This window comes from Parapedobacter soli (assembly GCF_025460835.1).
Lineage (GTDB): Bacteria > Bacteroidota > Bacteroidia > Sphingobacteriales > Sphingobacteriaceae > Parapedobacter > Parapedobacter soli.
The window spans coordinates 78157-101545 of sequence record NZ_JAMXAY010000013.1 but is presented as its reverse complement, the minus strand read 5'-3'; the positions used below and the strand labels follow the sequence as shown (position 1 = coordinate 101545).

Here is a 23389-nt window from a genome sequence, read left to right as displayed (position 1 = left end):
GGTCAACATGCCCGTTACGGGGGTCAGCATATGCGTTTTATCCAGGCTGACCTCAATCGATTGGTGAAGAATATCGATTTGGCAAAATACCTGACTGATTTGGGATTCCATACCGATACCGTTATCATCGGCGAGATAAAATATTACGAGGAACTCGACCAGGTGTTGAAGCCGGAGAACCTGGCTATCATCAAGGACTTCCTTCGTTTCCATATTGCGAATGACGCTGCCACCAGCTTAACCCGGGAGCTGGATGAGCTCAGTTTTGACTTTTGGGGTCGGACGCTCCGTGGCCAGCAGGAACAACGTGCGTTGGATAAACGTGGTCAGGAGTTTGTGAACCGCATTGCCGGTGAGGTGCTAGGTAAGCTTTATGTAGAAAAACATTTCCCCGCGGAGGCCAAACAAGCGGCTGAAGAAATGGTGAATTACCTGATTCGCTCATTTGGGCAGCATATCAACCAACTTAGTTGGATGTCTGACGCAACGAAGGAGAAAGCACTGGCTAAGCTTTCCCGTTTCGAGGTGAAGATTGGCTATCCCGACAAGTGGAAGGATTACTCCGGCTTGGAGGTAGGGGAGTCTTTGTTTGAAAATGTACTCCAAGCTAAGCGGTGGCGGTTTGAAGAGAATCGTGCTAAGCAAGGTAAACCAGTGGATAGGACCGAATGGGGGATGACGCCGCAGACGGTAAACGCCTATTACAGTCCGTTGCGTAATGAGATTGTTTTCCCTGCTGCGATATTGCAGCCGCCTTTCTACGATTACAAAGCTGATGCAGCGGTCAATTTTGGCGGTATTGGTGCTGTAATCGGTCACGAGCTGTCGCACGGGTTTGATGATAGCGGTTCGCAGTATGATGGTAATGGCAACTTGAACAATTGGTGGACGGATGAAGACCGTGCAGCATTTGAGAAGGCAACCGCCGCGTTGGTGGAGCAGTTTGAAGCGTATGAGCCCGTTCCGGGTGTGTATGTGAACGGCCGCTTTACGCTGGGCGAAAACATCGGCGACCTCGGTGGTGTATCGGTAGCTTACGATGCACTCCAGCTTTACCTGAAGGAAAAGGGCAACCCGGGTAATATTGACGGCTTTACGCAGCAACAGCGCTTTTTCCTGTCGTGGGCTACCATCTGGCGGTCGAAGACTACCGAGCAGTTTGTCGTGAACCAAGTAAAGACCGACCCGCACTCGCCGGCTCAATACCGCGCTGTGGGGCCGCTGGTCAATGTAGACGGTTTTTACGAGGCGTTCGACATCAAGGAGGGTGATAAGTTATTCCTCCCTAAAGAAAAACGCATCGTTATCTGGTAAGTTTTTTATCCGATGGCCCACTTTGGCTTCGCTTCCAATACGGCTGCGTAGGCGGGGCAATCGGGATCATGAGCACCGGGAAGGTAACCGGTGCTCATTAAAAATTCATTTACGATCTCGCCGCCTGTGAACTTGAACATTTTCTTAAATAACTTCGTCCATTCGTGCAAGGGCAGCGGATGATGGTGGTCGAGCCATTGTTCAAACGAGCCATATTCCTGTTGTAGGGTAACGATTGTTTTGGCATTTTCTATAGCTGCATTTATCTTAAGCCGGTTGCGGATAATGCCTCTATCTTCCAGGAGCCGCTTGCGTTCGGTATCCCCATATCTGGCTACCTTAATCACTTCAAATCGGTCGTACGCCCTGCGGAAACCCTCTTCCTTACGGAGAATGGTTTCCCAACTCAGGCCGGCTTGGTTGATTTCCATGATGAGCCGTCCAAATAATTCGTTGTCATCGTGTATGGGAAATCCATAATGGTTGTCGTGGTAGTATTGGTGCAGCGCCTGCCGTGAGGTGGGCTGCATGGCGGGGATGGCTGTACAGTATGACATGGTTTTTTCTATTTGTATTCCGCAAGTAACTGGGCGGTTTCGCGTCGGCCCCAACGTGGGGCTAGTGGCGCATCGCTGTCGATGGCATCGAATGCCTCCAACGCCCGGTCGAGGAACGGTTTGGCTTTCTTCTTACCGCCACCGAAGACCGCCGGGGTATGGTAGATACCCATACCGCGAACGAAGAGCGCCCTTGGGTTGTCCGGCTCTTGCTCCAGCGCAGCCGTAAGATGTGTTTTACTTTCACGCCCCATGCTGGCCCCACGTACCATCGGGTTGGCATTGATACGTGCGCTGAGCAGGTAAGCTGCCAGGATATGGTTTTCCGTGTCGTTTGGCCTAATCGCCATTGCGAGGTCGAGGTATTCCTGGGCACGGTCGCCCAGCGCATCGATCTGATCTTTCGGTGCAGCAAATGCGAGCAAGGTATACGTGTAAGCCGCATAATAGTTTGCATGCCAGCTTTTGGGATGGGCGAGTGCTATCCGCTCGAAGCTATTGGCCAACGGCTGCAGCACGGCGGGGCCCTTGGCACTGTCTAAGGTGCCGATTTCGGGGGCGAGTAATTGTTCCAACGATTGGCTGTGGGCGGTGCCGGCCAATAATGTAAAAGAGATACAGGCAAGTAGAATTAGAATAGATTTCATGGTAATTGATTTAAGATTTCGTCCGATCGGTCCCTGCCGATACTGATAAATGCAGCGATGAGTAACGACCGGCCATAGGGGCGCTCAACGGGTACCCGGAAACTGCCATCATCTGCATAATGGTAACCGAAGACTTGCTTATTGGCCAGCACATTGTTTACCGCAGCTACCACGGTAATGAACGTATTGCCCCATTTGCGGAGCAGGGCAGCGTTGATGTTTACATTGTGATAAGCGGCTGTACGATCGCCCAGAAAAACGGGATTATTTGGGTTCAAATAAGGCCTGCCCGTGGCTAATGAATACAATCCGCCGACATAAACACCTATTGGCCTGACGAACTGCTTAGCTACGGCATGTACCGTATGGGGCGTCGCAAATGTGGGCATGGCTCGGACGGGAAAATCCAGGTATGCGCGTTTGGTATGGAGGTAACTATAAGATAACCAATAGTCGAGTCCCTTGTCGCCCTGCTGGTTCCGGTAAAATACCTCCACGCCGCTTGCCGTTCCACTTCCGTTGTTGGTTCCATCGCCGAGCGTGGTTAGCAGGGCCGTATAATCTTTATAGTAGCCCTCTACGCGTACCAAGTGCCCGCCGCGGTTGTGTTGGAAGTTGGCGATGTAATGATGGGCCTGCTGGTAACCGATGTGTGGCATGGCTGCAAGGTACATATAATCCGGCTGTTGGGTATACTTGCCCCAGGCCAGCGAAAACCGATTGGCAGCAGACAATTGGTAGGCCGCAGTGATACGGGGTGATAGTGCCGCTTGTGTAAGCAGGCTACTGTAGTCCACGCGCAAACCCGGACGTAGGGTGGCTCTGCCGACAACCGGCAGTGTGAGTTCGGCCCACACGGCGCCTTTATGGTCGAAAATGGTGCTGCTGGTTGCGGTAGGTGAAAACCGGACGCTAAAGCCTTCCGCACCGACGTCTATGGAAGACGCACCTACCAACGGTGTACGGATGGCCAACCGCAATTGATGCTGTGCCTGGAGGTTTCCCGTTGCCGACGTAGCACGGTATTCATCGTGGTTGAAATTGAAGCCATAGCCCACATACATATTTCCCCGGCTTGAGAACGGCCGCTCCAGTGTGAGCAGGGATACAGCGTTGCGATTATTTACCCCCAGATAGGCCAGCTCCCCGGCGTTATTTACATCAGGTAGGTTGGCTGCTTGTGCGGACGTGTTGGCGTAGCCATACCATTTGATGACGCCACCATCCTTCATTGTATACCTGAAATTTGCATTTGCTGTCCAATTTTCAGGAGCTTGGGTCCAGTCGGTTTGATGGTTGATGAGGCGGTAATACGGTCCGAAATTGGAATACCCGAGGTCTATGCCGGCGGATGTCCGTTTGTTGAACAGCTGGTCGTGGCCACCCTGCAGGCCGTAGGGTAGGAGGGCCACCACCGTGGAACTCTGCGTGGGGTGCTGGCGCGAGTCTAGCGAAAGGATAGACGAGAGCGCACCGCCGTACGCCGGCGCATAGCCCCCCGTGCTGAAGGTGATACCTTCAAACAAATGTGGAGAATAACGGCTACGCTGTGCGATATCGGGTACCCCGGTGACATAGGGATACGTAATTTCTAGGCCGTCTATGAATGTTTTACTTTCTTCGCCGCTTCCGCCGCGGACGAACAGCGCACCGCTTTCGCCCACGGTTTGCACGCCGGGAAATTGGCGAAGCGCTGTTGTGACATCCCCATCGCTTCCGGGTGATGTATCCACGTCCATCGTGGTAAGTGTGATCGAACGGTTGTGGTCGATGGACCGGTGGTTGCGTATATCAACGGATGCTTCCTCCAATAGGGTGGATTGGGGTCTTATCCGTATGGTGATGGGTTGTATGCCTATTTTGATGTTCACCATCACTTCTGCGGTCTGCATGGCCAGATGCCGCACCACCAAAACCGTATCGCCCAGTGGGCTTACGTCAAAGGCAAAAGAGCCGTCGTCTTCGGTGGTGGCACCATATACCGTTCCCTTTACGAAAACATTGGCGCCGGCAACTGCATGGCCCCGCTGGTCTATCACGTTGCCACGTAAAGAGATTTCCTGTGCGAAGGTCATGTTCGCACAGATCAGTACGGCCCATATGACGTAGTAGCGGAGAGCGTGCATAGCTTTGCGGCAAGCTTACGCAATCGACGCGAATATGGTGTCATTGTTTGGTAAAGAGTAACCGTAGCTTTGTGTATATTGGGGAGTTGTGACCTATTGTAGTGGCACATGAAAACCCCGGTTTGAAAAGGATAGTGGCGAAGTCCTCCAAAAAAACTGATACAAGAAACAGCGGGGCGATTTTTTGCCGAATAGCTATATTAGCAGCTTGATAAATAACACAGCACATGACTTTCAACCGACGTGTAGGCACGCTATTCGGACTCATCCTGATATCACTCAACATCAGCTGTGACCAGCTGACGAAGACCATGGTTAGGAATCAGATATCTCCACATGAACGGATTATATTGATATCTGACCACCTTACCCTCACCAATATCGAAAACTCGGGTGCTTTTTTAAGTATGGGTCAAACGTGGTGGCAACCAGTGAAATCATTACTGTTTATTGTATTGCCCATCATTGTGCTCCTATTTGGGTTGTTTTACATGACGAGGCTGGGCGGAAAACAGCCTTGGCTCACGTTTGCGCTGGGTTTCGCCATCGGTGGCGGTATTGGCAATATGATCGACAGGCTACTGTATGGTTCCGTTACCGATTTCGTACACATCAGGGTCGGCCCGCTTCAAACGGGTATCTTCAATATGGCCGACGTTTCCATTACGATAGGTGTGGGTATGATGCTGCTCTTTGCCCTGCGGGGCAGGAGGCAAGAATTTATGCCGCACTGATTTTCCGCTACGTTTCCACTTCAATCCATACGGGGGCATGGTCGCTAGTCTTTACCCATCCACGCACGTCGCGGTCTACACCGGCGGTACGTAGTTGCGGTGCCACCTCGGGGCTCAGCAGGAAATGATCTATGCGCATACCGGCATCACGGCCAAACGCATTGCGGAAATAATCCCAATAGGTATATACCGTTTGATCGGGATAAATCTGCCGGATGGCGTCTGTCCATCCCTGTTCGATGAGCGCCTTGAACACGGCACGCGATTCGGGCCGGAATAATGCATCTTTGACCCAGCGTTCGGGCCGGTACACATCGGACTCGGTGGGGATAATGTTGAAGTCGCCGGTTAATATTACCGGTCCGCCTTGCTTGAGCAGCCCCTCTGCATAGCTGAGTAGTCGATCCATCCAGCTGAGCTTGTAGTCAAACTTGGGCCCTGGTGCCGGATTACCGTTGGGTAGGTACAAGCAGCCGATCAGTATACCATTGATTTTGGCTTCGATATAGCGGCTATGCACGTCGTCAGGGTCGCCGGGCAATACCCGGCATGTCTCCTCCGGCAGCCCGACCCGAGAGAGGATGGCTACGCCGTTCCAGCTTTTCTGTCCGTGCCAGATTGATTGGTAACCCGCCTCGAGCAGCGCGGCTTCGGGGAAATTCTCTTGGATAGCCTTGAGCTCCTGCAGGCACACCACATCCGGTTGTGATTCTTCCAGCCACCGCAACACGACGGGCAGGCGTGCGTTGATGCTGTTTACATTATACGTGGCAATCTTCATACAGCAAACTTAACTAAATTTGGCCGATATACAAGCGTAAAAGCGGCTTACCGCCTTATTCATTGTAGCCGTATTTTCGTATCTTTGCTCAAAAGCGCGGACCCTCGGCTAGAGGTGCCGGCTAAACGATAAATACATATACAATGAAACAAGGAATGACCCTCAAACACCCGGCAGATCCATCGTACCTCCCCGTGGCATGGGAATACCGTGAAGTAATCGAAGAAGCTATCGAGAAAAAGTCGATCGGTAAGATTTTTTATTTCTGTCGGGAGGAAGGGGTATGTGAGGCAGCGGGTACCGTTGTTGAACTGAAGGATATTGATAAGGAAGGCTTATTTGTCTTACTAGATGCCGGTACGAGGATAAGGGTGGACCGTATTATTACACTTTTCGGGAAACCCGGTGCAGCCTTCGACGAATATAACGCTTACGGCAACGCGTGTATGGATTGTACGGGCGGTTATGACCAAGACGAGCTGTCATCTTAATCGACTGGTTAATGGCCCCGCCGGCTCCCACCTTTTTTTAGCGGACCAGAAAAATAATAATCAAAAAAATACGCGACTAGCCATTATTTTTTATATTTGCAGCCCCTACAAATGAAAAATAATAACCGACTCCGTAGCTCAGTTGGTAGAGCAACTGACTCTTAATCAGTGGGTCGAGAGTTCGAGCCTCTCCGGGGTCACGTAAATAGCCGTTCTAGTTAAATAGAGCGGCTTTTTTTATAAATACTGTGCGGAAATTGTGCGAATGGAAGCAAATTAAACAAAAAAGGCCCGGATTTTGGTCCGGGCCCACGCAACTAAAAGCATTACTTTTAATCGCAGCAACGCGGCAAATATAATCAATTATTCCGGACATGTTTTGGTTTTTTCATGGAGCCTGTTCCGACCAGCAGCCAGTCGCCGGAAATATTGTGGTCAGAAACCAGAGCAGATAACAGGCGCGTAGGCAGCTCACGGCCCGGTTCAGACCGTAGCCTTGAAAGGTTGGTCGGCAGATAACCGTTCTTTGAGCAGAACTGCCGCGCGCTCTTGATCTCGCGCGCTTTGATCAACTTGTCTAGCGCCGTAAAGAAGCGCCTGTTGATTTCTTCACTAGTAGCCATGTTCTTTAGATTTTTCCATTGCTTTTTTCCATTCGTACAGCTGCTGGGCCGTGAAATCGATATCGTCACCTGTAGTGATAGCTGTCCGGTACCGTTCCGTCTCCTGTGGCGTCATATAGGGCAGGTAGCGGTCAAGCTCCAGTAGCTTATTGATCCGGGCGTGGAGCTCATGCCTGACATCCGTAGCCGCAAGGATAGGGGAATCGCCCTCTCCCAGTATGAGCCACCGCGCATCGATATCAGGAAAGGTCCGCAGGATCCGCTCCACTACGGTAAGACCGATCACTCCTTTTAAAATGTTATTCAGGTATTGAGGAGAATAATCCAACATCTCACCGAAGCGGGTTTTATTACCGGCGGCTTTGATGTCGATGAGGTGTTGGATGCGGGTGGCGAGGGTCATAACTTGATTTTTGAAAGACGTTTTTCCCAATCGGATATTTCCGGTGCTTTCGGATATTTCCTAATGCATTCCGTGAGGAATTCGCGAAGTGATTCTTTATCCTTTATTTTTCCGTACAATATGACAACTCGCGTAATTCCGTATGCAAAGTTGTTATAGCCAAGTCTTTCACTGTTTTCTGCCAATTCGATGGATTTTAGATGGTTTTTAATTGCAGGCATTAGTTTGCCTTCTTTTTCAAAATCCATTGCTTTTTTACGGTAGGACATCACCTTATTAAAATCCTTTTCCCAAGCTTTATTCTCTGCTTTTAACAACGTTAATTCGTCGTCTTGCTTCTCTGCAAACGCATCCATTTCGTCGAGCACTCTCTTATAGCTAGATAACTTCTTTTCGAAGTCTACTTGTTGCCGAAATTGATTAGCTTTCCGTTGCCTTTCTGATTGGGTGACCGATCGACTAACACCCTTGGAGGCGGCTACGCCTAACTTTACCGCTGCGCCCACGAAAGCGCCGAAAATACCGAGGTCCTTTTTACGTACCATTGTCAATTAGTTTTTTGTTTTGTTGACTAAGCATTTAAAAAATCCATGGTAGAGGGAAGAATTTTTAATATTTTCATAGCTATATGAACCCAACTTGACGTCGGTTATTCGATTTGCTTTCAGCAAGTCGACTTCGCTGTTGTTAAGATAGAATGAAAGAGTCATGCTCCATCGCGAAAATCCAGATCTACTCACGCCCAGATAACCGGTTTTAATAGGTAGGTTAGATCGAGTTATCCTTTTGCCGTTTTCCAAAATTATGATAACGCCACGCTCCTGATCAGGCATCGAATGAACGATATCGGATAACAACATAGTATAGCGAAAACTACCGGACTTTAGCTCTTTCGTATATTGGATGAAATTTGTTTTTAGTACATCGTTGGGGTCTTCAGAAGGTGTATACCAAGTATACAAATTAGAAAACTTATCCGGCCCACCTTCAATAAATGAACATGTATCAATTTCTATTTGAGAGTAACCTGAAGAGCACACAAATAAGTACAATATTGTCCAATAAATATATTTCATAACTTTGATTTGCATTTTCTGAAAATCAACTATATAGTTGAAAATCTTTTATTTAGAACCTATCAGTTCACTATTCTATTCTCCTGCTCGCCCCACATGGGGCCGGGCTTGCCCTTTAGTAGCCAAATCTCCCACATCAGCTGAGATTTTTTTCTCGTAGTTCAGGGCCTTTTCCTTCCATAGAAACATGGATTCTTCTGTGCGCTCGATTATCTTATCCTTGTCGGCGATGATACGTTCTATTTCCCTATCCTTGTCATCGACCGCTTTTTTTAGGAAATGGATTAGTTCTGATGTTGAGTTGTTGTTGTCTAAAGGCTCTGCTTGTGACATTTCATCGGCCTTACGACCATACAAAAGGATATTTATGTCAACCGCATATTTCTCATTAAGTTTTTTTGCCAATTTAGGCCCTACTTTGCGAGTACCATTTATTATAGCCGATGCGTTCGGCTGTTTCATGTTGAAGTCCCGAACCAAATCAGAGGCTGAAATCCCTTTTTCTTCAAATTCTTTTTTTATTTCGCTCATTGATTTATATCAAAAAATGATATTTTTGCTAAAACTCGTTTGTTATGGATAATGACGAAAAGATTCTTAGGCTCCTCGAAAAAATTGAGGCAAATACCTGTTCTGCCAAATCAAGCCTAAATTTAATCCTGTTTTTCTTCTTTCTTGGCTTCCTGTTTATTTGCTTCATTTCCGTATTTTCCTGATGCCTCGACGCGCGTCTTTTTTTCTTCCAAAATTCGTAGGTCAAACGAGTTGAGCCACTCCCCAAAACCCCATCCCGCTAGAAAAGATGTCGCGACTAAACTGATCCCAATTGTTAATATCTTGTAATTTGAAAAGCCATCAAATACGTTTGATTTCGGGCGTTTATATAGGCCCATTATCTCCAATTGCTTGATGGCGATATTTAAATAGTTAACGACATTCGATCTTTGAACTGCCATCATTCTCTCGGCTTCCTCTTTTCCGTACGCCTCCACTCTGTCACCTAAAAAGCGTTCATACTCTATGTTAGAGGATATTTTGTTTTCGGACCCAAAGTAGAGCCTGAGCTCCGAAGCGATGGCATTTAGTCTACTTTGAACCAGAAAACCACTATTCATGTTTGAAATACTCTCAACATGCTCGGTGATGCTCCGTATGGCTTTATGTTTTTTTGAAGCAAGCATAAATTTTTCTCGCTGATAGCCAATTGTTTGTAAATAATATCAAAAAAAGATATTAATTATATCATAACATGATATATATTTGCATGAACACAATCACAAACATAGATAAAAAACGCAAAACAGACAATCCCATAATGGTAGGATTTAGCAACATAAGGAGTTCGAGGCGGCCACACGCGGGCCAGATAGACAAGGGAGCCGATTTCTTTGTGATTGATGGCGTTCTGTATTGTTCCCATGATTTCAAAACGTGGGTGTGGCCACTGTTCCCGAAACATATCATCAAGATAATGAAGCGGGAGATATTGAATAATCCCGATGTGATGAAGTCGCTTGCGGATTGGGAGAACCTTTTGCCTGAAGACCATGTGCCACGGTTCATCGGCTGCAATTTTGCCGGATTGGACGACGTGCCCGACATTGACGTGGACGGAAATGTCCATTACACCGAATTTGTCGATTGCAAGCTCCGAGGCACCTGCCGTTTCGAAGGTAAGTTATGCAGGGCGTTGAAAGTCGATAACGGTGTGATATCCGGCGCTGAGATGGCGGTGTTGAAGCTTAGCAACAAACCCATTAAAATCATCGCGGACGAACTGAACATTTCGCAGGAGACCGTGAAGTCGCACCTGAAAAGCATTAAGGATAAAACGGGGCTGCCCGACAAAACGGAGGTAGCGATTTTCGCATATAAAAAAGCATTGATAAACGAATAATAAGCAATATGATGGAATTCAAAGAACCAATAGTAGTAACGTGGTTTGATATTTTTCAAACGTTCAAGGAAGGCGAGGAGCGCGTCTATGACACGATAAAAGAAGTGGCTATCCGGCACGCGATATCTAGGCGGGTGAAGTATGAAAGGCCCGATCTATCCTTTAAAACGTGGACATCGACCGATAGCAAAACGGGGGCACGCAAGTTCCATGTCCGCCGGCTCACACAGGAAGAAATTACGCAGCAACAACAGTCCGCAGAGCGTGCCGGGTAAACACCCGGCACATGTGGACGAAACAGGGAGGAATTATGCAACAAATACCAAATCCTTTTGAAGCCATAGATCAACGGATAGGCCGCCTTGAATCGATGATGGCGACACTCATAGATCTTACTAAGAGCCAAGCCCGGCAGCAACCAGCCGAGCAGTTACACGATCGTAGAAAGCCCGCTACACGCGAAATCGCAGCCGAATACCTCGGCGTTTCGGTCGGTACGGTGGATAATCTTGTCCGCTCCAAGCAGCTGAAGGCTTGCAGGGTCGGCAAAGCCGTTCGTTTCCGCTGGGAGGCATTGGATGAATTCATCAATAAACGCAATAAGTAAACATTTAATCGCAGCAACATGCAAAAATCAACTTTGAAACCAATGGGTGTAAGGAGTTTATATCCCTTGGAATTTAACAAGAACAATCCCTCGTTGAAGGGTTTCGCCGAATGGCGCCAGTACATCCGGGAAGAAGTGCGGAAAGCCGAGGGCGCCCGCATGATGGTCGCCGGTACTATCGAAGTATACGTGATACCGGTGGAGCAACTGGACGCTATGCTGAAAATGGAGAGCCTACGGTTACAGGCCGAGGCTGAACTGGAAAGGAGGCGATCATGACTGCCGCTAATGGACGTGAAATAGCGCGCTTCTCACCCCGTATGGCGCCTAACCTGGCAGGCCGATATTCCGCCAACGAGGAGATCGTAGCCGATAAGAAAACTGGCATAAAGAAGGCCGATTTCAAGCCCGGCCTCGTATTCCGGAAGGGAAACACCCATTACGCCATCATGGCGAAAGGTGAGGAGTGGCTATTGCTGGCCGGTACCGGTGCTGTTGTGGGCACGATCGTTCAGGACAATAGCTACAAAGGATTCAATCTGCAAACCGAGGTGATGGGGCAGAAGGTTACGGCTTTCTTCCTGTTCCGCGAACTGCAACCAGTCGATAATCAATAATCAATTAATCATGAATATATTTCTCAAATCACTGACAATCGTCAACTTCAAGGGTATCAAGAAATACCATATAGACTTCCAATCCGTAACTAATGTATACGGGGCCAACCGGGCCGGGAAATCCACTCTATTCGATGCATTCACGTGGCTGCTTTTCGGGAAAGACAGCGCCGACCGAAAGGATTTCAGCATAAAACCGCTCGATGCAAAGGGTGACGCGGCCCGCCGCATCGAAAACGAGGTAACCGGCGTGCTGGTTGTGGATGGTGAGGAAATCACCATCCGTCACATCCACAAGGAAAAGTGGGTGAAGAAAAGAGGGGAGGAGGAGGCCGAGTTTACCGGCAACGAGCACCTGTATTTCTGGAATGAGGTGCCGTTGCAGGCCGGGGAGTTCCAGCACAAGGTCAACGCCATATTGCCGGAAAGCACCTTCAAGCTGATCACCAATCCGCTTTACTTCAACTCGCTGAAATGGCAGGACCGCCGTGTGGTACTGGAGGATATAGCAGGCACCATTACCGATGAGGATATCGCCGCCAAAGATGCCAGGTTCCGCAAACTGCTCGACCAGTTGTCGGGTAAAACATTCAAGGAATACAAGGCGGAATTATCGTCTAAGAAGAAAAAGATAAAGGATGAGCTGGAAGATATTCCGGGGCGGATTGATGAGCAGCAGCGGAGCAAATTGGATCCGGTGGATGAAGCCGCGGTACAGGCGGAAATCAAAAGCCTCCAATCCGAACACGACCAGTTGGAGGAGGCTATCACCGATATCGTCAAGGCATCCGAGGCGGAGAACAAAGCGGTGATGGACATCCGTAAGGACATCAACGAACGGAAGCTGGCCAACCAATCTATCGAACTGGAATTGAAGCGCGCCTATAACGATGAGGTTGCCGCAGCCAACCGTAGCCGGGATGAGGCAGAGAGCCGTGTCCGGTCGCTCCAACAGGATTATGAAAGCAAGAAGCGTCTCCACGACCAGATCGATTCGACGAACAGATCGACTATAGATCGATTGAACAAGGAGATAGGCGATCTTAACATGCGTATCGAAAACCAGCGCGAGCTGTTCCGGGTGACCAATGCAAAGGAGCTCGACGAAAACATGACCGTCTGCAAATGCAGCTGCGGCAAGGTGCACCATGAGGTGGACGACATCGAGACCATCCGCCAGCACTTCATCGAGGATAAAACGAAAGCACTGAATGCCATCAACGAGCATGGCCAGTCGCTCGCCAAGGAGCTGGGCGCAGTGAAGAAGCAGCTTTCCGAGGTTCAGGAACGGTATGCCGAGGAGCTGTCCAAATTGGCCGAGAGTCTTGATAGGCTGGAAATTGAGCTGGAAGAGGCCCTTAAGGTACTGGATGCTGCGCATGCGAACGATGCAGGCACCGCACAGGTTGCGTCCGTTGAATTGAGGCTGGTGTCGCATACTGGATACAATGACAACCTGACTAAAATCGCCGAGCTTGAAGGTAAACTATCCAACAGACCGGCGCACGACTTCGGGGATATGCGCACCCGCAAGGCGGCTATCAGCGCTGAAATAGACGCACTGCGCCGCAAGCTCCATGTGAACGAATCCAATACCCGCGCGGACGTCCGCATCAAGGAGCTTAAAGACCGGGAAAAGGTGCTATCCCAGGAGTTGGCAGACCATGAGAAGCAGGAGTTCATCATGGAGCAGTTCGATAAGGCGAAATCGGATGAACTGGAAGTTCGTGTCAATTCGATGTTCAAGCTGGTGAAGTTCCGTATGTTCAACCGGCTGATCAACGGCGGTGAGGAGCCTACCTGCGTGACGCTGGTGGACGGTGTGCCGTTCCCGGATGCCAATAACGCCGCTAAGATCCAGGCTGGGATCGACATCATTAATACGTTGTCGGCACACCATGGGGTGACAGCCCCTGTTTTCTTAGATAATCGCGAGTCTGTCTCGGAGATACCCGATACCGCGGCGCAGGTTATAAATCTGATTGTTTCACCGGAAGATAAGGAGCTGAGGGTAGCATAAGTGGCCAAAAAAGTCGCACGATATAAACCCATTCCATTGGTTAGTTGCAATGGCTGCATATATCAGCATATCAGTGATTATCCGGGGGTGATGTGGTGCGACAAAATCAAGATGCCGAGGCCGGCATCGACATTGAAACATTGTATTCACAAATTAAAAGCAACAATAAAATGAGTAATCAACAGCAGCAGCAAACAGGGGTTCAGAAGGCTCCAACACCGACGGCGAGTGAGCGGTTCATGGGAGCCGTTATGAAGGAATTCGCAGCGACGGTAGGCGATGTGTCCAAAGTGACAAATTTCCAGCGCAAGATCATTCAGAACTACTTCATCAAATTGGACATGGTTTTGAAAGCTGCCGATACGAAAAGGCAGGAAAAGAATGCGAAGCTCCGTGAAGAGGAGCGCGACAATTTGGAGTATTCATGGAATAACGTCAACATGCAACAGTTGGCGTTGGATGTGATATCGTATTCTGTCATCGGACTTGATCCGTTGCAGAAAAACCACATCAACTTGATCCCGTACAAGAACAGCCACACCGGCAAGTATGATATTACCTTCATGATGGGCTACGACGGTATCGAGCTAAAAGCCCGGAAGTACGGCTATGAGGTGCCGGATGATGTAGTGATCGAATTGGTGTATGAAACAGATAAGTTTCGGCTGATAAAGAAAGACCTGAACAACCGTGTCGAATCATACGAATTCAAGCGGCTCGAACCCTTCAATAGAGGGTCAGTAATCGGTGGATTCTATGCACATATTTACTACGATAGGCCCGAGAAGAACGTAGTAAAGGTGTTCTCTAAGGCAGATATCGACAAGCGAAAACCTAAGTATGCGTCAGCCGAGTTTTGGGGAGGTGAGAAGCCGAAGTGGGTTAACGGCAAACGTGCCGGCACGGAGGAAATCGACGGATGGTATGAGGAGATGGCATGGAAAACCATCAAGCGCGCGGCATTTGATGCAATCACCATCGATAGCGAAAAGATCGATGAGCATTACCTTAAGGCAATTCAGGCCGAACGGACCATCGATTCCGATCCGGTTTCAGAGCGGGTGGCAACTGACATTAACCGAAACGCCAACCGTAAAGAAATGTCGTTCGAAGATGCTGAGGTGGTTGATGACGACAAGCAATCCGAATTACCGCCGGCCACGGAAAAGGTGGAAGCGCCGCAACCCGAGCAAAAGCAGCCGGAACCGGCCAAAGCTAACGGTGGGAGTGATGTAAAGGCTGGAATGCAACCGAGTTTGAATTTCTAACATGCGGCTGCACGTCATCAATAGTAATAGCGCGGGCAACTGCTACCTGTTCACCGACGATGGGGGTAATACCCTCATCGTTGAGTGCGGGGTACGGTTTGAGCAGGTAAAGAAGGCGCTCGACTTCGACCTATCTAAGGTGGTGGGTGTATGCGTCACGCATGAACATGGAGATCACAGCAATGGCGTGGCTGGGGCGGTGAAGGCTGGGCTGGATATTTGGGCCACGGCTGGGACCCTGCGGGCGTTCGGGTCGTACAGTCATCGATACAACCCGATGAAAATAGGGCGAGCATACAATCTCGGTCCGTTTGCAGTGATAGCATTTGATACGCACCACAATACGACTGAGCCGTGCGGCTTCCTGATACGCCATGCGGAAATGGGCACCACGTTGTTTCTCACGGACACGACATTCTGTGATTACCGTTTCCCTGGCCTTACAAATATCCTTATCGAGGCCAATTACAGTGAGGATATCATTGACACGACGCTATCGGACAAGAAGTTCCTGCGTGATCGAGTGATCAACGACCATATGAGCGTGGAGACGTGCATACAGACGCTTCAGGCTAACGATCTCCGCAAGGTCAACAATATCGTGCTGATCCACCTGAGCGACCGAAACAGCGATGCAAAGCTTTTCCAGCGGATGATCGAGGACGCAACGTGCAAGACGGTGACCGTGGCCACGGCGGGACTAACAATTAACAACTTTAACGTAACACCATTTTAATCACAGCAACAATGAAAAAGAACATTGCAGAGCACCTTCCGCTACGTGAGCGGGAAGGATTTCTCCGGGACAATTGCGACGCCCCGGAAAGGATGAGCTACATGAAGCAGTTCACCGAAGAGGAGATCGTGGCCATGAAAAACAGGCTTTCCACGGTATCCATAGAAATGGATGATATCGAAGATGAGAAGAAAGCGATCGCTGTACAGCTTAAGGCCAAATTCGATCCGCTGAAAACGGAAAAGAAATCGCTGCTCAAAAACATCAAGCAGCGGGCCACACTGGTATCAGAGGAGTGTTTCAAGTTCATAGATCACGAAGCCGGTCGCGTCGAGTACTATAACGCCATCGGTGACCTGATCGAATCCCGACCCATTGCCCCTGAAGAACGGCAGCGCGGACTGTTTGCGCTTCGCAACGGGACGGAGGACTAAACCAAATTTTCACCACACAAATTTTCAAAAATGGACAAAGAAGTAAAAAACGAAATCGTCAAAGAGGCGATACTGGAAGTCACCGAAAATGACACAAAATCATGCGAGCTAATCATCCGGGAAGGTAATGCATTACCGGTACTGGAGCCGATCAAAGTTAGAATCGCAGGCACATTGGATAGTCCGTTCCGGTTCCTGCAAAAACGCATTGATGAAATTGACCAAAAGAAAGCTCATATCACCGTCAGCCGGGAAGAGCTCGAATTGCATCTCTATTTCAATGAGGATAATGCCTATGATCAGGGCCATATCGTTGGCATGATCACCCCGCACCCCACATTCAAGAAGTTCGGTATCAACAGTGGCCGGTATATCACGACCTATGAGATGGCTGAGCTGATCAAGATGAACCGGTCCGCTTTCGAGAACCGGCAGGAAGCAATGAAGCTGGTGTCCGCATTGAAGAATTTCAAGGCCAAGGTGGAAAAGGACATGGAAAAGGCGAACGACGACCGTGGCAACCGCAAAGTGTTGCTCCAGCAGACCGTCGAATCCAATGTACCTGAAAGCTTCAAGGTTGTTATGCCTATTTTTAAGGGCATGCCGAAAGAAACCTTCGAGGTGGAAGTATACTTCAATCCCGATGACCTGACCTGCACGCTGGTTTCCCCGGAAGCGAACGATACACTGGAAGAAATCAGGGATAGCGCCATAGACCAGGTGCTCGACAATATCCGGCAAATAGCACCCGACATCGTGATAATCGAAAAGTAACAATCATCGGGCGGGGTAACCCCAGGGTTGACCCCAGGGTTGACCCCAGGGTTGACCCCGCCCACTTTTAACGCAGCAACAACGTTGAAATGACAATCGAACAGAAGAAAGAACAGTATACAGATTTCCTGCTATCCAAAGTCAGGGTTGCAGAGAAACACGGAATCAGAATAGATCCATCGAGACTCCATCCGTCCACTAAGCCCCATCAAAGCAAAATTATATGTTGGGGACTGGAGATCGGAGCCGCTTTGATCGCACCGGACTGCGGGACCGGTAAAACACACATGGGAATCGAAACATGCAGAATCCTCAAAGAGGACTTTGGTGGAAAGGCGCTTATCGTCACAGAGCTGGGCGCGAGCGAAACGTTTGTTAATCCCGATCCAGCAGTAGGAGAGGGTGCCCGGCTCGGAATCCCCTTGGCGTACGTAACCAGTACCGATGAGGCCATGGCCAGCCCATGCGACATCGTAGTGACCAATTATGAGCGCGTCAGGGACGGTAGGTTTGATTTCAGTGCATTTACTGTTGTATGGCTCGATGAGGGCAACTACGTCAAGAACATGGCCAGCGATACGACTAATGCCCTCGCAAAACAGCTGAAAAACGTAAAGTACAAATACATTGCTACGGCCACCCCGTCACCCAATGAGGTATTAGAATTGGTGAACTATGCCCATGTGTTGGGAATTGCTGACCGCGGCCAAATCCTTACGCAATTCTTCCAACGCAATTCAACCAAAGCCGGTGAGCTTACCCTGCATCCCCAGCACGAAGCGGATTTCTGGTTATGGGTGCATTCATGGATGGTGGCCATTGAATTTCCGTCAGACCTCGGCTTTTCCGATGAGGGGTATGAGTTGCCCGAATTGCGTGTGCACTGGATCGAAGTCAAAATGGATAAACCCATCGAGGCTGGAATCGAAAAGAACGGACAGGCGCGTCTTGTGGCAGACACCGGCGGTAATGACCTACCGATGAACGCCAAGCTGAAGAAAGCAAGCATCGATGTTAGGCTAGCCAAATCCATGGAGATAATCGGCAACAATCCGGATGACCATTTCATTATCTGGCACCATCTGAACGACGAAAAAGCTGCTCTGAACAAAGTATTCAAGGGCGATAACTACGCGGCGCTTTACGGTTCAATGAAAGAATCTGACCGAGAGCGGATAGTCGTAGATTTCACCAAAGGAGATTTGAAATACCTTGCGACCAAACCCGAGATCAGCGGTGTAGGGTGCAACTTCCAGCGCCATTGTAGCAAGGCGATATTGATGGGTATAAACAACGATTTCAACCTGCTATACCAGATGCTTAAGCGCATTTACAGACCTTTCTGCAAAGGCGGAGCCGTCGACTTTTACATCCTGTACCTGCCTGAAGAATATACCATTGTCAAGAACCTGAAAGAAAAATGGGAGCTGCATAACGAGCAGCGGACATGGCTGCGCTCGCTTACACAGAAGCACGGCCTTGACCACACATCGATGGTTCAGGAGCGCAAACGCACGTTCAAGATCGACCGGAAAGAATACGCTGGCCAAAATTACCGGCTGGTGTCGACCGATTGCACGTATGAATGGATGGATGTGCCGGATGATTCGATCCATCTGATCAACAGTTCATTCCCGTTCGGAACCCATTACGAATACACGAACTATTACAATGACTACGGCCATAACATCGATAACCGGCAATTCGCACGGCAACTGGATTTCCTTTTGCCCGAACTACTCCGTACCATGGCCCCCGGCCGCATTGTTGCCGTACATCTCAAAAATTTGCCCCGGTATATTTCGGCGCTTAATCCCGATTATGTCCAAATTGAGAATGTTGTGGAGTTCATGAGTTGGGGGCCGCTTGATAAGAACGGTAAACCGGTAAGCCGCCGTAATGGTTCGGAATGGTTGCGCTGGCGCCGGGACATCAATGCTATGGGCTACCGTGATGAATGGCGGGAGCTTAATAGCGCGGATTTCGGTGCATACACCTCGCGTAACAGGCTGTTTGGCTGCTTTGCAAAAGGTGATCTTCCTATCGTATGGCCGACACCTACACACGCCAAAAATCCTAAGAAAGAAGGTTTGTTCGGAGCAGGTTTAAAGAAGTGGATGCCGGTGAAAGATGTGCTGGACTTCGAAGATGAAGGTATCAGTATCTTCAAACGCAAAAAGCCCTTATCTCCAAGGACATTAGAGCGCATATATGCGGGATTGATTAAATACGTGGCTGGCGGCAAAGAAGCTTTTCTTTCCACCTACAACGGCGGTAAGCCTGATACGCGGAATACCGATTTAGACGGGCCATGCAGATCGGTGCTCACAGCCAACACGCATGCTAAAATACAATGTAGCTTCATTCAGAAATACTATTCCGGCAGACCCGAAGGAAAAGTGATACCCGTAACCGGCCCAGCCGGCACCGTCACAACGGTGGGAGGCCAAACGCTGGTGCAACCTTTCTTTTTGGTGAACTACAACCATTCAAGTGAATGCGCCGATATCAATAACGCATGTCCCACTTTGCTCACTCGCGATAAACTGGGGTTGGTTAACACCGCATTCCTTGCCAAATATTACGGTAACGGCGACAACATCCAATCAGTAGACGAGCCTGCGGGAACATTGACCACGAAAGACCGATTTACCAAAGCCCAGGTGGTTTGGCTGGATAAAAACTACAATGGTCCGTATAATCACCAATCAGTAGATCGGCCGGCCGGTACCGTGATGACAAACGACAAACATCAAAAGGTCCATGTTAAACCGTTCATACTTAATCCGAATTACGGCAATATAGGTAAGGATATCAGCGAGCCTGCGCCGCCACTATTGGCCAGTCGCCGGCATTATTACATCGTCAATCCGTCCCACGGGGGGCATACCATGTCAACCGAAGTGCCGTGCCCGGTAATTGTCGCCCGGCAGGATAAATCTCCTCTTTACCTAATGCAGGTGGATAATACTCCTATGATGGTATTCGATGCGCCATTATTCCTTGATGATGAGGATTGGCAATTCCTAATTACCGGGGAAGGGGAGTCGTCTATCCGCGTTAAAATCATCGAGTTCATGTTCTTGTATAACATATCCGATGTCAAGATGCGGATGCTTAAAGTTGATGAGCTGCTGCCGATACAGGGCTTTCCGCGTGATTACGTATTGGTTGGCAATCAGTCAGACCAAAAGAAATTCATCGGAAACAGTGTGGTGCCGAAAGTCGTGAAAGACTGGTATGAAGCTATGGGATTGAAGTTGGATGATTTACAGGATGCGGCATGACACAATTACAGATACAGTTTCCGACTACGCATATTCCGCAAGATTATACCCATCGCCCTTGGGTGCCAAAGGTAGGTGAGTACGTCGAAATAACCGCGAATAGCTTACCCGGCCATCGATACACCTACAGGGTTAGGATGCGTATAGATAGGGTGGATGGTGATATGGTTACAGGTACCGTCAAACATCCCTTCACGCAGGATTATTATCTGAACGGAACGGTTATCAATTGCAGTCTGGAAGATATCACGCCGCAGGTTTACGGCCTCCATTGTCCGGATTATGAAATTATTGAGAATGCATAAGAAAAGACAGCTCAACATTAACCGCGGGTCATTCAAGGTAGTGGCAGCGGGTTTCCCTTGCATGCGATTCATAGATTACGAAGCAGCTAAAGATTGCTACGATGGTTTCCGGGGGCCGGGTGGATGCATCCTGATAGGCTACGTGGCGGGGAAAACGAAATATTTGGAGTATAAATTTTTGAAAGGATAAAATGGCAAGACCTGAAAAATTAGGTTTGGATTATTTCCCCTTGGACGTTGACATATTTGAAAGTGACAAGATGTTGGCCATCTCGGGGGAGTTCGCTGTGAAAGGCGAGATAATCACGCTGCGGCTACTTTGTGAAATATACCGGAATGGTTATTTCGTGGAGTACTCGGAGCTTTTGAAAAACAAGCTCGCTCGTTTGAGCGGGTTGTCAGTAAACCTTATCGATGAGGTGATCGGTAAGCTCGTTAAGTATGGGTTCTTCGATGAGTCTGTATTTCGGGAGCATTACGTACTCACGAGTAAAGGTATACAGAAACGGTACCTGGAAGCCGTAAAAAGACGCAAAAACATTTTATGTGAACATTATTGGTTGTTAAACGGGGTTAATGTAGACATTAACCCCGCTTCAAAGGGAGTTAATGTAGACATTAGTACACAAAAGAAAAGAAAAGAAAGTAAAGTAAAGAATATCGACTACGTCGATAGCGCGGGTGCGCCCGACGGCGGCGACAACGATCCTTCGGTTCCCCCCAAACCACCGTGGAATCCTCCGACGTTGGATGAGGTGGAAAGTGAATTGCTATCCGCAACGATTTGGCATGGTGACTTCGGAACGTCGTTGGGTATGTCTGACCCGGCGGATGTGCCGAAATGGATCGCAGCTTTCGTGAGGTTCCTGCGTGGTACCGGCAAACAGCCCAGTTCGATTAGCGATGCAAAAACGCATGCCCATCATTGGGTACGGAAACAGCTCGAGCTGGGCAAGACCGCTGATTCAGGACCGTTGGCCCCTCCAAACCAACCGGATCCATCGGACAATAGCTGGCGTTTCAATAAATCCGTCAAACCGCATTTCCCCGGCGATTGGCGCTGGATAGAGAAACTCGGTCGATGGGTGAACCGCGACAACATGTCGAATACTGAGCGCAGGAGGTGCGGGATATGACCAAGACCGTGGCAATGCGAGAACATTCGCAATTCCAGCATGGAACCGGAAGGATCCCGCCCCAAGCCGTTGACCTCGAGGAAGCCGTGCTCGGAGCGATTCTGCTCGAGAAAGATGCGATGATGGAAATCGCTGATATCCTTTCCCCGAAAATGTTCTACGTCGAGGCAAACCAGCTGATTTTCGAGCAATGCGCCCGGCTTTCGCTGGACGGCGAACCCATCGACCTACTGACAGTGACGGCCGCGTTGCGGACATCGGGTAATCTCGAAAAGGTGGGGGGTGCGTACTACCTCACCGGGTTGTCCGACCGCGTGGTGTCATCGGCCAACATCGAGTACCATGCCCGCATCGTCGCCCAGAAGTACGTGCAGCGCGAATTGATCAGGCAATCCATACAGATCATCGAGGCGTGCTACGACGACACTGAGGATGTTTTCGAAACGATGGCCGCCGCGGATTTCAGCCGGGACGAACTGCTCACCCAGATCACCAGCCGCAAGGAAGCCTCCAACGTCGAGGTGGTCGGGGAAGCGCTGGAAGATATCCGCCGGTACCAGCAATCCCCAACGAAGAACCTGACCGGCGTTCCGTCGGGATTCACCAAGCTCGATGAGCTGACCGGTGGATGGCAGCCTTCCGATCTGATCATCCTGGCTGCACGGCCAGCCATGGGGAAAACCTCCAACGCGCTTACCATGGCGATCAACGCTGCGTCGGCCGGCAATCCCGTTGCGGTATTCTCGCTGGAGATGACCAGCAAGCAGCTGGCCGCAAAGGAAATATCCATCGTCAGTGGAGTACCTTTCGGCCGGATCCGCAACAAGCATCTTGGCCCCGAAGACTGGGCCCAGGTGGAACACCACATGTCGACGATATCCGCGCTACCGATCCACTGGGACGACACGGCTGGAATCAGCATCACCGAGCTATGCGCCAAAGCCAAGCGCCTGAAACGCAAGGAGGGCATCCGGATGGTCATCGTCGACTACCTGCAGCTTATCACGACCGGTGCCCGCGGCAAGAACGGAAACCGCGAGCAGGAAGTCGGCTTCGTTTCCCGGACGCTGAAAGGCCTAGCCAAGGAGTTGGATATCCCGGTCATCGCATTGTCGCAGCTCAGCCGCGCCGTGGAGAGCCGCCCCGGCAACAGCAAGCGGCCGATGCTTTCCGACTTGCGAGAATCAGGCTCCATCGAGCAGGACGCTGACATCGTGATGTTTCTCTATCGCCCGGAGTACTACGACATCCACGAGGATGAATCCGGCTTGTCGACCGACGGGCTAGCTGAGATCATTGTGGCAAAACACCGCAACGGAGCCTGTGACGACATCCAGGTGAGGTTTGATAAGAATACGACCGGATTCACGGATTGGGATGCCGGGCAAAGCTGGGATGGATTCTCGTCCCCGAGCGACGGAATCACCCCAAATCAACAGTTCGATGGTGGGTTCGGCAACGTTCCAACTTTACGGTCATCATCGATGAATGATCTCAACGATGACGGTCCGTTTTGAAACATATCCGAAAAACGAACGCAAACGATAGCGCACGAC

The 23389-nt window shown here is 49.7% G+C and carries 27 protein-coding genes and 1 tRNA gene; 19 read left to right on the top strand and 9 right to left on the bottom strand.

Annotated features, from left to right (window positions below; all coding sequences use genetic code 11):
- Positions 1-1314: M13 family metallopeptidase (locus tag NGM62_RS08135; RefSeq protein ID WP_262247026.1), on the top strand; the 1314-nt coding region annotated here is incomplete at its 5' end.
- 5 nt (positions 1315-1319) lie between these two features.
- Here the strand turns inward: NGM62_RS08135 and NGM62_RS08130 are convergent.
- Genes NGM62_RS08130 through NGM62_RS08120 form a run of 3 tightly spaced genes read right to left on the bottom strand, consistent with a single transcriptional unit; the run spans position 1320 to position 4644 of the window.
- On the bottom strand, positions 1320-1871 hold the full coding sequence (locus NGM62_RS08130) for a DNA-3-methyladenine glycosylase I (RefSeq protein ID WP_262247025.1): 552 nt from the start codon (positions 1869-1871) through the stop codon (positions 1320-1322).
- Positions 1872-1879: 8 nt separating this feature from the next.
- A complete protein-coding gene (locus NGM62_RS08125; protein WP_262247024.1) occupies positions 1880-2518 on the bottom strand; it encodes a hypothetical protein in 639 nt (212 codons plus the stop codon).
- Positions 2515-4644 (bottom strand): TonB-dependent receptor, encoded by a 2130-nt coding sequence (locus NGM62_RS08120; protein WP_262247023.1) that lies wholly within the window; start codon positions 4642-4644, stop codon positions 2515-2517. Before NGM62_RS08120 ends, NGM62_RS08125 begins: the two co-directional genes overlap by 4 nt.
- 227 nt (positions 4645-4871) lie before the next feature.
- Between NGM62_RS08120 and lspA the strand changes: the two genes are divergently transcribed.
- Positions 4872-5378 carry a signal peptidase II gene (gene lspA, locus NGM62_RS08115; protein WP_262247022.1) on the top strand — a complete coding sequence of 169 codons (507 nt, stop codon included), beginning with the start codon at positions 4872-4874 and terminating at the stop codon, positions 5376-5378.
- 7 nt (positions 5379-5385) lie between these two features.
- On the opposite strand, the gene xth is transcribed toward lspA, so the two are convergent.
- Complete coding sequence (gene xth, locus NGM62_RS08110; protein WP_262247021.1) at positions 5386-6159, bottom strand: exodeoxyribonuclease III; 774 nt, start codon at positions 6157-6159, stop codon at positions 5386-5388.
- 143 nt (positions 6160-6302) lie between these two features.
- On the opposite strand from xth, the gene NGM62_RS08105 reads away from it, so the two are divergent.
- Both NGM62_RS08105 and NGM62_RS08100 read left to right on the top strand, forming a co-directional pair.
- The gene (locus NGM62_RS08105) at positions 6303-6650 is read left to right on the top strand and encodes a hypothetical protein (protein WP_262247020.1); all 348 of its coding nucleotides are present in this window, start codon (positions 6303-6305) and stop codon (positions 6648-6650) included.
- A 127-nt stretch (positions 6651-6777) separates the two neighbouring features.
- Positions 6778-6850: transfer RNA gene (locus NGM62_RS08100), tRNA-Lys, on the top strand.
- Positions 6851-7009: 159 nt separating this feature from the next.
- Here the strand turns inward: NGM62_RS08100 and NGM62_RS08095 are convergent.
- The 5 genes from NGM62_RS08095 to NGM62_RS08075 all read right to left on the bottom strand — a co-directional run bounded on the left by NGM62_RS08095 (position 7010) and on the right by NGM62_RS08075 (position 9933).
- Complete coding sequence (locus NGM62_RS08095; protein WP_262247019.1) at positions 7010-7273, bottom strand: hypothetical protein; 264 nt, start codon at positions 7271-7273, stop codon at positions 7010-7012.
- Complete coding sequence (locus NGM62_RS08090) at positions 7263-7676, bottom strand: hypothetical protein (RefSeq protein WP_262247018.1); 414 nt, start codon at positions 7674-7676, stop codon at positions 7263-7265. Before NGM62_RS08090 ends, NGM62_RS08095 begins: the two co-directional genes overlap by 11 nt.
- Positions 7673-8221, bottom strand: coding sequence for a hypothetical protein (locus NGM62_RS08085; protein WP_262247017.1), 549 nt, complete (start codon positions 8219-8221; stop codon positions 7673-7675). The genes NGM62_RS08090 and NGM62_RS08085 overlap by 4 nt, the downstream gene beginning before the upstream one ends.
- Before the next feature lie 606 nt (positions 8222-8827).
- Complete coding sequence (locus NGM62_RS08080) at positions 8828-9283, bottom strand: hypothetical protein (protein WP_262247016.1); 456 nt, start codon at positions 9281-9283, stop codon at positions 8828-8830.
- 122 nt (positions 9284-9405) lie between these two features.
- Positions 9406-9933 carry a hypothetical protein gene (locus tag NGM62_RS08075; protein ID WP_262247015.1) on the bottom strand — a complete coding sequence of 176 codons (528 nt, stop codon included), beginning with the start codon at positions 9931-9933 and terminating at the stop codon, positions 9406-9408.
- Between the two features lie 83 nt (positions 9934-10016).
- Here NGM62_RS08075 and NGM62_RS08070 point away from each other — a divergent pair, with 83 nt between their 5' ends.
- The 15 genes from NGM62_RS08070 to dnaB all read left to right on the top strand — a co-directional run bounded on the left by NGM62_RS08070 (position 10017) and on the right by dnaB (position 23350).
- A complete protein-coding gene (locus NGM62_RS08070; protein ID WP_262247014.1) occupies positions 10017-10649 on the top strand; it encodes a response regulator transcription factor in 633 nt (210 codons plus the stop codon).
- Between the two features lie 8 nt (positions 10650-10657).
- Positions 10658-10924 (top strand): hypothetical protein, encoded by a 267-nt coding sequence (locus NGM62_RS08065; protein ID WP_262247013.1) that lies wholly within the window; start codon positions 10658-10660, stop codon positions 10922-10924.
- A 35-nt stretch (positions 10925-10959) separates the two neighbouring features.
- The gene (locus tag NGM62_RS08060) at positions 10960-11256 is read left to right on the top strand and encodes a helix-turn-helix domain-containing protein (RefSeq protein ID WP_262247012.1); all 297 of its coding nucleotides are present in this window, start codon (positions 10960-10962) and stop codon (positions 11254-11256) included.
- A gap of 18 nt (positions 11257-11274) precedes the next feature.
- The gene (locus NGM62_RS08055; protein ID WP_262247011.1) at positions 11275-11535 is read left to right on the top strand and encodes a hypothetical protein; all 261 of its coding nucleotides are present in this window, start codon (positions 11275-11277) and stop codon (positions 11533-11535) included.
- Complete coding sequence (locus tag NGM62_RS08050; RefSeq protein WP_262247010.1) at positions 11532-11873, top strand: hypothetical protein; 342 nt, start codon at positions 11532-11534, stop codon at positions 11871-11873. The genes NGM62_RS08055 and NGM62_RS08050 overlap by 4 nt, the downstream gene beginning before the upstream one ends.
- A gap of 10 nt (positions 11874-11883) precedes the next feature.
- Positions 11884-13893, top strand: a complete 2010-nt coding sequence (locus NGM62_RS08045) for an AAA family ATPase (RefSeq protein ID WP_262247009.1) — start codon at positions 11884-11886, stop codon at positions 13891-13893.
- A gap of 170 nt (positions 13894-14063) precedes the next feature.
- Complete coding sequence (locus NGM62_RS08040) at positions 14064-15161, top strand: recombinase RecT (RefSeq protein ID WP_262247008.1); 1098 nt, start codon at positions 14064-14066, stop codon at positions 15159-15161.
- Between the two features lies 1 nt (position 15162).
- Positions 15163-15897: an MBL fold metallo-hydrolase gene (locus NGM62_RS08035; protein ID WP_262247007.1), complete on the top strand. Its 735-nt coding sequence runs from the start codon at positions 15163-15165 to the stop codon at positions 15895-15897.
- 11 nt (positions 15898-15908) lie between these two features.
- Positions 15909-16331: a hypothetical protein gene (locus tag NGM62_RS08030; RefSeq protein ID WP_262247006.1), complete on the top strand. Its 423-nt coding sequence runs from the start codon at positions 15909-15911 to the stop codon at positions 16329-16331.
- A 30-nt stretch (positions 16332-16361) separates the two neighbouring features.
- Positions 16362-17105, top strand: coding sequence for a hypothetical protein (locus NGM62_RS08025; protein ID WP_262247005.1), 744 nt, complete (start codon positions 16362-16364; stop codon positions 17103-17105).
- Between the two features lie 89 nt (positions 17106-17194).
- Positions 17195-20392, top strand: coding sequence for a DNA cytosine methyltransferase (locus tag NGM62_RS08020; RefSeq protein ID WP_262247004.1), 3198 nt, complete (start codon positions 17195-17197; stop codon positions 20390-20392).
- Positions 20389-20697 (top strand): hypothetical protein, encoded by a 309-nt coding sequence (locus tag NGM62_RS08015; RefSeq protein WP_262247003.1) that lies wholly within the window; start codon positions 20389-20391, stop codon positions 20695-20697. Before NGM62_RS08020 ends, NGM62_RS08015 begins: the two co-directional genes overlap by 4 nt.
- Positions 20690-20887 carry a hypothetical protein gene (locus NGM62_RS08010; protein WP_262247002.1) on the top strand — a complete coding sequence of 66 codons (198 nt, stop codon included), beginning with the start codon at positions 20690-20692 and terminating at the stop codon, positions 20885-20887. The genes NGM62_RS08015 and NGM62_RS08010 overlap by 8 nt, the downstream gene beginning before the upstream one ends.
- A gap of 1 nt (position 20888) precedes the next feature.
- Positions 20889-21833 carry a DUF4373 domain-containing protein gene (locus tag NGM62_RS08005; RefSeq protein ID WP_262247001.1) on the top strand — a complete coding sequence of 315 codons (945 nt, stop codon included), beginning with the start codon at positions 20889-20891 and terminating at the stop codon, positions 21831-21833.
- A complete protein-coding gene (gene dnaB / locus NGM62_RS08000; RefSeq protein WP_262247000.1) occupies positions 21830-23350 on the top strand; it encodes a replicative DNA helicase in 1521 nt (506 codons plus the stop codon). Before NGM62_RS08005 ends, dnaB begins: the two co-directional genes overlap by 4 nt.
- The last annotated feature ends 39 nt before the right edge of the window (positions 23351-23389 follow it).

Excerpts from the sequence above, each read along its gene's own strand:
- NGM62_RS08130 (WP_262247025.1), bottom strand. The coding sequence starts at position 1,871 with ATGTCATACTGTACAGCCATCCCCGCCATGCAGCCCACCTCACGGCAG.
- NGM62_RS08125 (WP_262247024.1), bottom strand. The coding sequence starts at position 2,518 with ATGAAATCTATTCTAATTCTACTTGCCTGTATCTCTTTTACATTATTG.
- NGM62_RS08120 (WP_262247023.1), bottom strand. The coding sequence starts at position 4,644 with ATGCACGCTCTCCGCTACTACGTCATATGGGCCGTACTGATCTGTGCG.
- lspA (WP_262247022.1), top strand. The coding sequence starts at position 4,872 with ATGACTTTCAACCGACGTGTAGGCACGCTATTCGGACTCATCCTGATA.
- xth (WP_262247021.1), bottom strand. The coding sequence starts at position 6,159 with ATGAAGATTGCCACGTATAATGTAAACAGCATCAACGCACGCCTGCCC.
- NGM62_RS08105 (WP_262247020.1), top strand. The coding sequence starts at position 6,303 with ATGAAACAAGGAATGACCCTCAAACACCCGGCAGATCCATCGTACCTC.
- NGM62_RS08095 (WP_262247019.1), bottom strand. The coding sequence starts at position 7,273 with ATGGCTACTAGTGAAGAAATCAACAGGCGCTTCTTTACGGCGCTAGAC.
- NGM62_RS08090 (WP_262247018.1), bottom strand. The coding sequence starts at position 7,676 with ATGACCCTCGCCACCCGCATCCAACACCTCATCGACATCAAAGCCGCC.
- NGM62_RS08085 (WP_262247017.1), bottom strand. The coding sequence starts at position 8,221 with ATGGTACGTAAAAAGGACCTCGGTATTTTCGGCGCTTTCGTGGGCGCA.
- NGM62_RS08080 (WP_262247016.1), bottom strand. The coding sequence starts at position 9,283 with ATGAGCGAAATAAAAAAAGAATTTGAAGAAAAAGGGATTTCAGCCTCT.
- NGM62_RS08075 (WP_262247015.1), bottom strand. The coding sequence starts at position 9,933 with ATGCTTGCTTCAAAAAAACATAAAGCCATACGGAGCATCACCGAGCAT.
- NGM62_RS08070 (WP_262247014.1), top strand. The coding sequence starts at position 10,017 with ATGAACACAATCACAAACATAGATAAAAAACGCAAAACAGACAATCCC.
- NGM62_RS08065 (WP_262247013.1), top strand. The coding sequence starts at position 10,658 with ATGATGGAATTCAAAGAACCAATAGTAGTAACGTGGTTTGATATTTTT.
- NGM62_RS08060 (WP_262247012.1), top strand. The coding sequence starts at position 10,960 with ATGCAACAAATACCAAATCCTTTTGAAGCCATAGATCAACGGATAGGC.
- NGM62_RS08055 (WP_262247011.1), top strand. The coding sequence starts at position 11,275 with ATGCAAAAATCAACTTTGAAACCAATGGGTGTAAGGAGTTTATATCCC.
- NGM62_RS08050 (WP_262247010.1), top strand. The coding sequence starts at position 11,532 with ATGACTGCCGCTAATGGACGTGAAATAGCGCGCTTCTCACCCCGTATG.
- NGM62_RS08045 (WP_262247009.1), top strand. The coding sequence starts at position 11,884 with ATGAATATATTTCTCAAATCACTGACAATCGTCAACTTCAAGGGTATC.
- NGM62_RS08040 (WP_262247008.1), top strand. The coding sequence starts at position 14,064 with ATGAGTAATCAACAGCAGCAGCAAACAGGGGTTCAGAAGGCTCCAACA.
- NGM62_RS08035 (WP_262247007.1), top strand. The coding sequence starts at position 15,163 with ATGCGGCTGCACGTCATCAATAGTAATAGCGCGGGCAACTGCTACCTG.
- NGM62_RS08030 (WP_262247006.1), top strand. The coding sequence starts at position 15,909 with ATGAAAAAGAACATTGCAGAGCACCTTCCGCTACGTGAGCGGGAAGGA.
- NGM62_RS08025 (WP_262247005.1), top strand. The coding sequence starts at position 16,362 with ATGGACAAAGAAGTAAAAAACGAAATCGTCAAAGAGGCGATACTGGAA.
- NGM62_RS08020 (WP_262247004.1), top strand. The coding sequence starts at position 17,195 with ATGACAATCGAACAGAAGAAAGAACAGTATACAGATTTCCTGCTATCC.
- NGM62_RS08015 (WP_262247003.1), top strand. The coding sequence starts at position 20,389 with ATGACACAATTACAGATACAGTTTCCGACTACGCATATTCCGCAAGAT.
- NGM62_RS08010 (WP_262247002.1), top strand. The coding sequence starts at position 20,690 with ATGCATAAGAAAAGACAGCTCAACATTAACCGCGGGTCATTCAAGGTA.
- NGM62_RS08005 (WP_262247001.1), top strand. The coding sequence starts at position 20,889 with ATGGCAAGACCTGAAAAATTAGGTTTGGATTATTTCCCCTTGGACGTT.
- dnaB (WP_262247000.1), top strand. The coding sequence starts at position 21,830 with ATGACCAAGACCGTGGCAATGCGAGAACATTCGCAATTCCAGCATGGA.